Here is a 10,353-nt window from a genome sequence, read left to right as displayed (position 1 = left end):
CTTTACCCTTCTCCCTGTGCCATTTTTCATCCTCATGGGTGGTGTCCTTCCGGTAAACCTGCGTAACCGTCAAATGTAATCTATCTCAGGGATGAGCCGGCCGCTTCTGTCCGGTAATTCCAGGGCAGCCACTTTTCCGGGTTTTTGAACACCTCATGAGTATGTTTCTGCAGGGTCACCAGATAATCGAAGGGATTGACCTTCGACAAACGGCAGGTGTGGATGATGCTCATAAAGAGGTCGCCGATATATGCCCCATGCATGGTTTTATAGAAAAGTGAGTTCCGGCGGTGACGGATGGCCATTTTTAAAGCCCGTTCACAGATATTGTTGTCGAGAGGCACCCCTTCAACCCTCAAGAAGAGTGTCAACGGTCCCCAATGCTTCAGCATATAGGAGAAGGCCTTCCCCAACCCCGAGTTCGGCTCTACCTTCCGTTCGTTGAACTGCCTATTCATCCATTCATGGAGTTCTTCCATGAGGGCCGCGCTCTCCGCCTGGTGATAGGCGAGCCGGCAAGCAGGGGTCATGTCTCGTGCAATGGCGTCGTTCCTATATACCCCCGCCAGTATCTCTATCGCATACCGGCACTCTTCCATGAAGCTCTCCGCGATATCTACGAAGTTCCTCCGGGCATGGGCCAGGCAGTGAGCGAGGAGGGTAACAAACTCCTTCGGCATATTCCGGGAGAGGGCATCGCACATTTGAAGCGGAGGCCCCCGGTCCGGGGGCCTTTCTTTAAGAAGATCGGCCAGGTTCTCTCCCGCATGCTTGTGGCCGGTAAAGAAAAGCGCGATCTTTTGCTCGTCCGTAACGGAGAGAACGCCTGTCGTGAAGGTCCCGCTCCGCTCGCCGTCTTCGGCGGCGGCGAGTATCTTCATCGTCGTATCGTCGTTATGAAGAAGAGCGCCCTGCGCGGCGCACCGTATCAACTCCTGATAGGCAGGGTAAATCCGGTCCGCGGTCTTCTCAATGATCTCCCACTGGGTGGAAGCAGGCAGCGGGACTCCCAGGCTCTCCTGCAATTCATCAAGCCTGTTCAGGGGGAGACCGCTTCCGTACTTCAGGAGAGAGATCATGGCGCCCGCGGTCTCATCGTACTTCTTGTCGCCCGCTTCTTTGGGAAGATCAGGAGAGAATACCTCCCCACAGAGGTTGCAGCGGAGTTTTTCTTTCTCCCATAGGGTTGCATCGAGGGGAGCGTTCCCCGTGATCCTGACGGTCACGCCTGACCCGGCGGGATAGACCTTGCCCTTTTCACACAGAGGACATACGTCCCCGGCTTTCAATGGAGAGGATACCGTGACCTTCCTTGCTCCGGTATAGGCTCCCGCACCCTTTCTCCCGTGGCCCTTGGGCTTCCCCTTTTCTTTCTTTACTTTCGGCACGCCGAGTACGGTGCGCCCCTTCTCGGTTGCGGCCCCGAAGAACATCTTGAGAAGGCGGGAGACGGAATGGCTCTTCTCTATAAATGCCCGGCCGAGGAGCAGATAGTCCCGCATCACCGCCTTGATGACCGTGCGGTCGTGCTCGGATAGGGGGCTTGTATCTACCCGGGCGCATATCGATTCCACCATCTCGGGACTTAAGACAACGCGGTCGCTCATTTCTTGATCTTCACCAGGCCGATCCGGATCGCGTCTTCGAAAATCTCTTTGATGATCCTGTAGTCGTCAGCCAATGTCGGCTCTTCTTCGACCCTCTTCAATATCTCCTCCACCCTCTTTTTGGGAAGCTTCAGCTTCTTAGCCATTCTCTAAAGTCCTTTCTCAAGGGGTAGAGCCAGACGCTCTTTACAGGCGCCTTATGCTCGTGACGGATATCGAGTTTCCCCCTGCCTTTTGTATCTCCCACCCGGGTCCAGTTCGAGGCCTTGTAGCAGGTTCCGGCAAACCTTTCTTTTTCCACGAAGGTCTCCATGAGAACGGGTTTGTAATGATAGCGCTCATACCAGTCGGAGGTAATGCGTTTCGCACAAAGGGAAAGTATCCGTGAGGCGAGGTTCTTCGATTGTACCCAGGGCAATATAAGGAACCGGGCGTTATTCACGACGAGATGGAGGTTCCGTTTTCTTGTCTCGTGGTCCCAGCCTATAGACTCGTCACGGGGAGCGCACTTCCATGCAGCGGCGCCGAACCCTAAAAGAGCGAGGACCTCATTGTCCGACTTGACGAAGTATCTCATCTGTGCGCCGGGAAGGGGCGTATATCCGAGGTAATGGTACCGGTCGATGTATTCGTTCCAGAGGGCGCTCGTACTCCTTCCGGCTATCTCTATCGCACACTCTCCGGCGCTGGTGATAACCTCGGACCTGGGGCCGGCGAAAAGGGTGGGTGTGGGTTTCTTGAGATGATTGTTGGCGGGCTTCGTGGGCGGGGGCAATATGATGTGGCCATCCCGGTGCATCCTGAGGAAAGCCACCTTGCAGCTCATCTCTTTTAGATCTCCATCGGGTTTTCTCCAGTTTGTCTCTTCACAGAACGTCCGGGCTATTCTTTGACGGTTCACGCCTGTGCCGATAAGACGGGCAATGAGGTCTACTTCTTTTTCTGTAAATTCCCGTCCGCAGTATCTCATACGGAAGAGTATAGAATATTCGGGTTTCGGTGTCCAGCCTTATCCTATCTTTTTCCACATGGGGGCGTCCATCTTCTCCGGGTCGTTGTTCCATAAAAGGGCCTGGAGTTCGTGGGCGGCCATGGGGGTGAGCGCTTCCTTTTCTTTGGGCCAGAACCTGAACCTTCCTTTCGACAATCTCTTCTGGCAACACCAGAAGCCCTGGCCGTCGTAGCAGATTATTTTGAGAGACGTGGAGCCCCGGTTCCGAAAGACGAAGAGATATCCGCTCATGGGGTCGATCGTGAGGTCCCTTACTATCCCGGCAAGACCGTCTATCCCCTTTCTGAAGTCGACGGGGTTGACGGCAAGGAGGATCCGCATCTGAGGGGTAACCTGGATCATCGTTCCCAGAACTCTCTCGCAAGCCCGGTCACATTGCAGCTTCCTTTGATCCTCATTCTTTCTCCTGTGGGCTTTTCTATTTCTATGGTGCATTCGATGTTTTTGGCAACGGGAAGCTCGATGAAGGTGATCTGATTGCGGGCGCGGTTCTTGAGATCGTTATGATTGAGGCGCAGGCGTCTGGCTATCCTGTTGACGGAGTACCCGCCCGTAAGGGAGACGGCGGCCTCCCACAGGGACTCCGGGATTGGGTCGCGGCCGGTTTTGCTCTTTCTCCATCGCTCGAAAAGCTCGTGGACTTGCTCCAGGGCGGTGTGCTCTTTTGCTCTTTTTGCGGGTAACATGGGGTGAGCCTCCTTTGGTTTATTGGACTGCTCACGATGGTACCGCGTTTGGGGGGATTATTTCACGCAGGGTTGCCGGAAGGACACGAAAAGAGATCAAGGAAGCAGCGGAAAAGGAATTGAAGGATTTCTACCCCGATGACCCAAATGGGGCAAAACCGATAGCATATTTGTGGGCACGGACTGTAAAATGCGAAGCCCCTAATTGCGGAGCAGAGATTCCCCTTATGCGTTCATTCTGGTTATCCAAGAAGGAAGGACGAAAGCGTGCATTGAGGTATCAAGTAAAAGGTGCAAAGGGAAAAGGAGAAAGCCCGGAAGCAGAATTTGAGATATTTGAACCGAAAAATGATAGAGAGGTGCCAGTTGGTACAGTAACAAGGGCAAAAGCCACATGCTTATGCTGCAATACAGTATTGCCCCCTGAGCGCGTAAGAGCTCAGCTTGTTGAAGAAAAAGGTGGGGCTGATGTGATTTTTGATGGGCAAGGGAATCGTATCGGCGGAGCAAGGCTGCTGGCGGTTGTTGCACTACAAATTGGTGAGCAAGGGAGGCAATATAGGTTGTCCACAGCGAATGATTATAAAGCTGTGTGGAAAACACAGAAAAAACTGAAAGAAGTAACTGCTGAAAGAACTCTAAATGGATTGAACCCTATACCAAACGAACTCGTAGACAAATGGCATCATGATATAAACCGGTTGCCAATGTATGGAATGATGACTTGGGGGGATGCCTTCACGGCACGTCAGAAGCTCGCATTGTTTACAACATCTGGTTACCTAAGTTCCCGACTAAATGGTGAAGGAGGTTTGCTTGGTTTAGTGCTGGGAAGAGTGGTGGATTTTTGGGTAGCCTTGGCCAGATGGAAGGCAGATGCAGAATGTCCGGTGCAAGCTCTGGCTAGACAAGCACTCCCTATGGTTTGGGATTTTGCTGAGGCAAACCCATGGAGTCAATCTACTGGTTCCATTGCGAGTCAAGTCGCCCGTATGTCGGCTGCAATAGAGTCTGTGTGCATCAGTTATATTACTTCTTCTCAAGTGCAAATGTCAGATGCATGTGATTCACCACTACCAAATGAGAGTGCATCGGTATGGTTTACCGATCCTCCTTATTACGACGCAATAAGTTACGCGCATTGCTCTGATTTTTTTTATGTTTGGATGAAACGTATGCTACCTAACGGTTTATTGCCTAGGGATCCTCTAGACCTAAACAATATGCTTACGCCTAAAATGCGGGAAATCATAGTAGACAGCACAACAACAAAAGGACATGGTATAAGAACCCCTCGGTTCTATGAAACATCAATGGGACAAGCCTTTTCCGAAGGTAGGCGTGTGCTCGATCAAAACGGAGTTGGCTGCATCGTTTTTGCCCACAAGACAACAGAAGGCTGGGAAGCTCTTCTTTCTGGGATGATCAAGGGTGGGTGGACAATTACCGGTTCGTGGCCCATTGCAACAGAGATGAGCTCCCGTCTTCGAGCCATGGATTCCGCCGCTCTTGCCACCAGCATCCACCTTGTCTGTCGTCCTCGTCCAGAAGATGCTCCCGTTGGCGACTGGGGCGATGTGCTCCGAGAATTGCCACGACGAGTCGGCGACTGGATGGAACGGTTGCAGAAAGAGCATATTCGTGGCGCTGACCTCGTCTTTGCCTGCATCGGCCCGGCGCTGGAGATATTCAGCAGGTACTCAAGGGTCGAAACCGCCGACGGAAAAGAAGTAACGCTTGCACAGTATCTTGAAAAGGTATGGGAAGTGGTCGGCAGGACGGCTCTTGAAAATGTCCTTGGGTCTGCAGAGGCCGTTGCGAGGAATGGTATGGCAGGGGCATTGGAAGAAGATGCACGACTGACAGCACTTTTTCTCTGGACGCTGCAGAGCAGCAATGGTGAATCTGGGAATGTGAGAAAAGGTGAAAAAGAAGAGATCGAAGGCGATGATGATAACGAAGATGAGGAAGATGGGTCATCGAAAACAAAACCGAAAGGTTTCAGCCTCATCTTCGATGTAGCGCGACGTTTTGCCCAACCCCTCGGCATCCATCTGCCCGAATGGGAAGGGAGAATAATCGAGACGAAGAAGGGCATTGTACGTTTGCTCTCTGTTTCGGAGAGGGCAGAGCAGCTTTTCGGAAAAGAAGGGACGCGATCGGTTGCCGAACGTATAGAGCGAAGTCCAGATGTCCAGTTGCAGGGAATGCTTTTCCCCGAATATGAAGAGACCTTTGCACCGAGGGTAAGAGGCCGGAGGAAGACAACCACCGAGCGGATCAGCATCAATGTCTCTGAGGAAACCCTTAGCTCACGACGCGAGGCGACGACCCTTGACCGTGTCCATGCGGCAATGCTTCTTCAGTCAAGCGGACAGCCCAATGCTTTGAGAGCCCTGCTGAGAACTGAGCATGAGCGGGGAACAGATTTCATCCGCCTTGCAAACGCATTATCTGCATTGTACCCGAAGACAAGCGAGGAGAAGCGCCTCCTTGACGCCATGCTCCTCGCATATCCGAAATAAGTGAATGGAAAACTGTGGAGAAAAAGACAATATTTCAATTTGAAGCTCTTCCAGTAGGACGTGGAGATTCATTTCTGCTTTGCGATGGAGAAAGTGTTTTTCTATTTGATGGAGGACAATATTATCAACAAGTCGCTAATTTTCTAAAGGATCGTGCAATCACGACAATAAATACAATTATTTGTTCTCATAACGATAGTGACCATGCGAATGGAATAATCGGTGTTCTCGAATCAAGTATTTATGTCGAAGAGGTATGGATTCCGGGGACATGGTATGCCTTCATCGAATCTGCGGCACAATCCCATAGCTGGCATCAATATTTATTAAAAACAATAATGGATTCCCCAGCTTTATTGGAGAAATGGCAGCAATGTGATATCAATAAGTACAAAGAACCAAAATTTGGCAATAAAGACCACATCGATAATCCCAGCGTTAAAGACAGGGATATTGGCATGCTAATTGAAAATCTTAGTGAATCGATAGACGATGTAGAAAACCATGAGTTTTACATCTATACCTATCCTCAAATTATGTATAGCAAAATTACTCCTTTTGCTGACATGATACGTGCAGGAAACAGAATTATAAAAATCATTGAAAGGGCTTGGAATAAGGGATGCAACATCAGGTTTTTTGAATACGATCCTTCAAGAAGTTGCTGTGGAGCTAAAATTAACGGTACACAATTCATACCATTAAACTGCACAGAGGTTGCTAAAATTAAGACATATGGGTCTATTATCGATATTTTATGTTTAACTGTTGCAAATCAAGAATCACTGGTTTTCAGATATGATAGTAATCAGGATGGCTCGGTTCTTTTTACTGCTGATTCCGACCTGTCTTTCACAACATCAAAAATAGATTTTGAGAAACCTGCCGTTGTTACAGCACCGCACCATGGGTCAATCGATAACGCCAGTGCTTATTCCAAGATACGAGGTGACATTACGTGGGTTCGATCTGACTGCAAAACAAAAAAGAGACCTTGCCAGGAATATGCTATGCAGCTAAAAAGGTTTTGTACCCTTTGTAATCCAGCAAACAATAGCAAACAACCAGTAAAGCTAAGCTGGCAAAAAGGGGTGTGGAATGAAACAGATACACGACAATGCGCGTGCAAATAAATAGGATTATGAGGAGGGGAATGTGGAACCGTGGTATAAAATAGCGAGACCAAGAAAAGAGGTACGGGAAGGGCGTTCCTTTAATCCCGATGAATTTGCCATAGCCCTTGAACAGGTTATTGCCGGCACCGCGCCCGAGGATTACTGCAAGCCCGCCCAATTCTTTTCCCGTACATATTTCACGAAGGCCCTCAACGACCACGCAGGGATGGTGCTCAGACGATTAAGCGGCAAGACAGAGAACACCGCCCCGGTCCTCACGTTAATCACTCAATTCGGCGGCGGCAAGACCCACACCTTGGCAGCCCTCTACCACCTCGCAAAGAATGGAGAGAACTCAAAGGTATTTTCGGGTATTACCCCTCTTCTGAAAGAGGCAGAGCTTCCTTCGATCCCTGAGGCACGCGTCGCCGTCTTCGTAGGAAATGCATGGGACCCGAAGGATGGCAAGGAGAACCCTTGGATCGACATGGCGCGACAGATCGCAGACGACAGAGGCATAGCTGCACTCGGCAAGACCGCAAAGACGACGCCCCCAGGGACTGAGGCGATCGGCGAGTTATTTAAGACGGCAAATGCCCCGGTATTGCTTCTTTTTGATGAGGTCCTCAATTTCGTGAACCGCCATCGCAACATGGCAGACGCATTCTATGCCTTTCTCCAGAACCTTACCGTAGCAACAACAGGAACGACACAATGTGCCGCGGTCATAAGTTTGCCGAGAAGCCAGGTTGAAATGACAAACTCTGATCTCGAATGGCAGGACCGGATCACGAAGGTGGTAAGGCGCGTTGCGAAGGACCTGATCGCAAATGACGAGACAGAGATCAGTGAGGTAGTTAGAAGGAGGCTATTCGAGGACCTCGGCAATGAGAAGGAGAGGGAGAAGATCGCCCGCGCCTATGCGAATTGGTGCTACGAAAGGCGGGCGCAATTGCCTTCTGAATGGACTGCCGTGGATACTGCAACGACCGAGGCAAAGGCAAAGGATTATCTCAAACAGAGGTTTGCCGCATGTTATCCCTTTCATCCTGCAACCCTTTCCGTGTTCCAGAGGAAGTGGCAGGCCCTGCCGCAGTACCAGCAGACGCGCGGGACACTGGCGATGCTTGCACAGTGGATATCATGGGCATACCGTGACGGATTCAACAACGCACGGAGGGAGCCCTTTATTACCCTCGGATCGGCGCCCCTTGAAATTAATGAGTTTAAAAGCATTGTGCTGGGCCAGCTTGGGGAATCACGCCTCATTACTGCCATCGATGCCGATATCGCAGGAGAGCACTCGCACGCACGTGCCCTCGACGCAGACACGAAAGGTCCGTTGAAGGATATCCACCGCAGAGTAGCGACTGCCATTCTTTTTGAATCCTCAGGGGGTCAGATCGATAAGATCGCCCATCTCCCTGAACTGCGCTTCGCCCTCGGCGAGCCGGAGATCGATACGACGTCGATCGACAATGCCGCTCTTGCATTGGAGACAAAGGCGTACTTTATCCGCAAGGTAGGCACCGACGGCTTCCAGATCAGGCACCAGGCAACCCTTAAAAAGGTCGTCAATGACCGGAAGGCATCGCTTGACGAGGAATCTGAGATCAAGCCGGAGATGAAGCGGTACGTGAAGGAAGAATTCGGCAAAAAGCTCATGGTGCCTGTGATCTATTTTCCTGATGAGAGTACGGCCATTCAGGATTCCCCAAGGCTAACGCTCGTGGTAGGCGACCCGGAAACGGAATGGAACGGCAGCGGCGCGATCAGTGAAAAGATAACAGAATGGATGAGGCAGCGGGGGCAATCGCCGAGATTGTATCCTGCAGCACTCCTATGGTGCGTGAAGAAACCCGGGAGAGACCTGAGGGACAAAGTCGAGATGCTTCTTGCATGGAGGCGTGTGGAAAGAGAGATAGTGGAGGGGACCCTCGGTGCAGACTTTGATAAAGCGGACAGGGCGGATGTGCGTTCAAAGGTCGCCGATGCCGATGAGACTGTGAAGGACGAGATATGGGGTGGATACCGCTACGTTGTCATAGCGGACAGTAAGGAAAAGAATGGATTAAAGGTCATAGACCTCGGCGCCGGACATTCAAGCGGTAGTGAAAGCTTATCTGGCAGGATAATCACTGCACTGAAATCTCAGGGTCTGCTCAGCGAAAGTGTGGGTGCTGGCTATATTGACCGCAACTGGCCGCCCGCGTTGAAAGAGAGTGGGGCATGGCCGCTGTCTGGCCTTCGTCAGAACTTTCTCAACGGCTCCCTCACGAGGCTGATGGATACGGATGCCACATTAAAGGAGAAGATCGTCGAGTTTGTTCCGAAGGGGGATTTCGGACTTGCTTCAGGACAGAAGCCGGATGGAACGTATGATCGAATGTGGTTCCGGGAACAAATATCACGAGATGAAGTGGTTTTTGAGAGCGGCGTTTTTCTCTTGAGAAAAGAAAAGGCAAGGGCATTGGTAGAGGGAACCTTGCAGCCGCCCATTATTGGAACTGGAAAGGAAAGCCCACCTGTCAGTGAACCTGCCGGAAAGCCGGAGACAGAAGGCAAGCCCATAGAACCCGTGGCACCTGCCGCAAAGACCATCCGCCTGTCCGGCAACATCCCACCTGAGATATGGAACCGCCTGGGGACAAAGATCCTTCCGAAGCTTCGCTCAGGTACAGACCTCAAGATCGGTATCGATTTCAGCTTTTCGATCAATGCTGATACTGCGCAGAACATGGAGGCAGACCTCAAGCAAATCCTCTCCGACCTCGGCCTGAGCGATAAAGTGAAGATTGAGTAAATTTTAAGCTATTCAAAATAAGGACAATGGGATATGGGGGAGATTTTATGAGCGAGATAGATTCTGAGGTGCAGTTGGTCGAAGTAACAAAGGAGAACTTCCTTGAGTTTTTGAAAAAAGCACGAGAACGAATACTGATCGCCAAGCCAGGTTATTATAAAGAAGAAGTCATTACGCTTATTGAGTTGGCCACAAAAAAGCGCGTTAAATGCACTGTCTATGTTGACCCCGATGAAAGCGCTGTTCGTTATGGGTTCGGGGAAATCGATGCTCTGAAAACCGCTAAAAATGAAATCGCTGCCCTGAACTTGCAAACGATACAAGGTATCAGGCTCTCCGTGGTGATAGTGGATGATCGAGCTCTTATATTCACTCCAGCTGCATTGTCTTGGGAAGAACCACGGAAACTGTCATATCCTAACGGTCTGGAGGGTGGCAAGACGCTAGTTGATCAGATACTGACTCAGTTCAACACCGTAGACGGAACATGTCAATGAAAATGAGACACTTTTGCAAAACATTTAGTGTATCTTCCCATCACTCTTTAATACCGGCCTATTGATCCATACCGTATCGGGGAGTAACATCGGTTTCGGTATCTTCCC

9 protein-coding genes are annotated in these 10,353 nt (G+C 50.7%); 4 read left to right on the top strand and 5 right to left on the bottom strand.

From position 1 onward, the window contains the following. Positions 1-80: 80 nt before the first annotated feature. The 5 genes from PHU49_09920 to PHU49_09900 are packed head-to-tail and all read right to left on the bottom strand — an operon-like array spanning position 81 to position 3,305. Positions 81-1,607, bottom strand: coding sequence for an IS66 family transposase (locus tag PHU49_09920; GenBank protein MDD5244322.1), 1,527 nt, complete (start codon positions 1,605-1,607; stop codon positions 81-83). After that, positions 1,604-1,753 (bottom strand): hypothetical protein, encoded by a 150-nt coding sequence (locus PHU49_09915; protein ID MDD5244321.1) that lies wholly within the window; start codon positions 1,751-1,753, stop codon positions 1,604-1,606. Before PHU49_09915 ends, PHU49_09920 begins: the two co-directional genes overlap by 4 nt. Further along, on the bottom strand, positions 1,738-2,577 hold the full coding sequence (locus PHU49_09910) for a DUF4338 domain-containing protein (protein ID MDD5244320.1): 840 nt from the start codon (positions 2,575-2,577) through the stop codon (positions 1,738-1,740). The genes PHU49_09915 and PHU49_09910 overlap by 16 nt, the downstream gene beginning before the upstream one ends. A 39-nt stretch (positions 2,578-2,616) precedes the next feature. Continuing rightward, on the bottom strand, positions 2,617-2,961 hold the full coding sequence (tnpB, locus tag PHU49_09905; protein ID MDD5244319.1) for an IS66 family insertion sequence element accessory protein TnpB: 345 nt from the start codon (positions 2,959-2,961) through the stop codon (positions 2,617-2,619). Beyond that, positions 2,958-3,305 carry a hypothetical protein gene (locus PHU49_09900; GenBank protein MDD5244318.1) on the bottom strand — a complete coding sequence of 116 codons (348 nt, stop codon included), beginning with the start codon at positions 3,303-3,305 and terminating at the stop codon, positions 2,958-2,960. The genes tnpB and PHU49_09900 overlap by 4 nt, the downstream gene beginning before the upstream one ends. Before the next feature lie 14 nt (positions 3,306-3,319). Here PHU49_09900 and PHU49_09895 point away from each other — a divergent pair, with 14 nt between their 5' ends. Genes PHU49_09895 through PHU49_09880 form a run of 4 tightly spaced genes read left to right on the top strand, consistent with a single transcriptional unit; the run spans position 3,320 to position 10,245 of the window. After that, the gene (locus PHU49_09895) at positions 3,320-5,830 is read left to right on the top strand and encodes a hypothetical protein (GenBank protein ID MDD5244317.1); all 2,511 of its coding nucleotides are present in this window, start codon (positions 3,320-3,322) and stop codon (positions 5,828-5,830) included. 14 nt (positions 5,831-5,844) lie between these two features. Continuing rightward, positions 5,845-6,963: an MBL fold metallo-hydrolase gene (locus PHU49_09890; GenBank protein ID MDD5244316.1), complete on the top strand. Its 1,119-nt coding sequence runs from the start codon at positions 5,845-5,847 to the stop codon at positions 6,961-6,963. Between the two features lie 22 nt (positions 6,964-6,985). After that, a complete protein-coding gene (locus tag PHU49_09885; protein ID MDD5244315.1) occupies positions 6,986-9,748 on the top strand; it encodes a DUF499 domain-containing protein in 2,763 nt (920 codons plus the stop codon). A 47-nt stretch (positions 9,749-9,795) separates the two neighbouring features. Continuing rightward, complete coding sequence (locus PHU49_09880; protein ID MDD5244314.1) at positions 9,796-10,245, top strand: hypothetical protein; 450 nt, start codon at positions 9,796-9,798, stop codon at positions 10,243-10,245. Positions 10,246-10,353 lie beyond the last annotated feature (108 nt).

The organism is Syntrophorhabdaceae bacterium, from assembly GCA_028713955.1.
Taxonomy (GTDB): Bacteria; Desulfobacterota; Syntrophorhabdia; order Syntrophorhabdales; family Syntrophorhabdaceae; genus UBA5609.
Note: the sequence above shows the minus strand (reverse complement) of the source record. Positions and strands in the feature narration are given on the sequence as shown.

Bases quoted from the DNA above. Each gene is read 5' to 3' on its own strand.
- PHU49_09920 (MDD5244322.1), bottom strand. From the start codon at position 1,607: ATGAGCGACCGCGTTGTCTTAAGTCCCGAGATGGTGGAATCGATATGC.
- PHU49_09915 (MDD5244321.1), bottom strand. From the start codon at position 1,753: ATGGCTAAGAAGCTGAAGCTTCCCAAAAAGAGGGTGGAGGAGATATTG.
- PHU49_09900 (MDD5244318.1), bottom strand. From the start codon at position 3,305: ATGTTACCCGCAAAAAGAGCAAAAGAGCACACCGCCCTGGAGCAAGTC.
- PHU49_09910 (MDD5244320.1), bottom strand. From the start codon at position 2,577: ATGAGATACTGCGGACGGGAATTTACAGAAAAAGAAGTAGACCTCATT.
- tnpB (MDD5244319.1), bottom strand. From the start codon at position 2,961: ATGATCCAGGTTACCCCTCAGATGCGGATCCTCCTTGCCGTCAACCCC.
- PHU49_09880 (MDD5244314.1), top strand. From the start codon at position 9,796: ATGAGCGAGATAGATTCTGAGGTGCAGTTGGTCGAAGTAACAAAGGAG.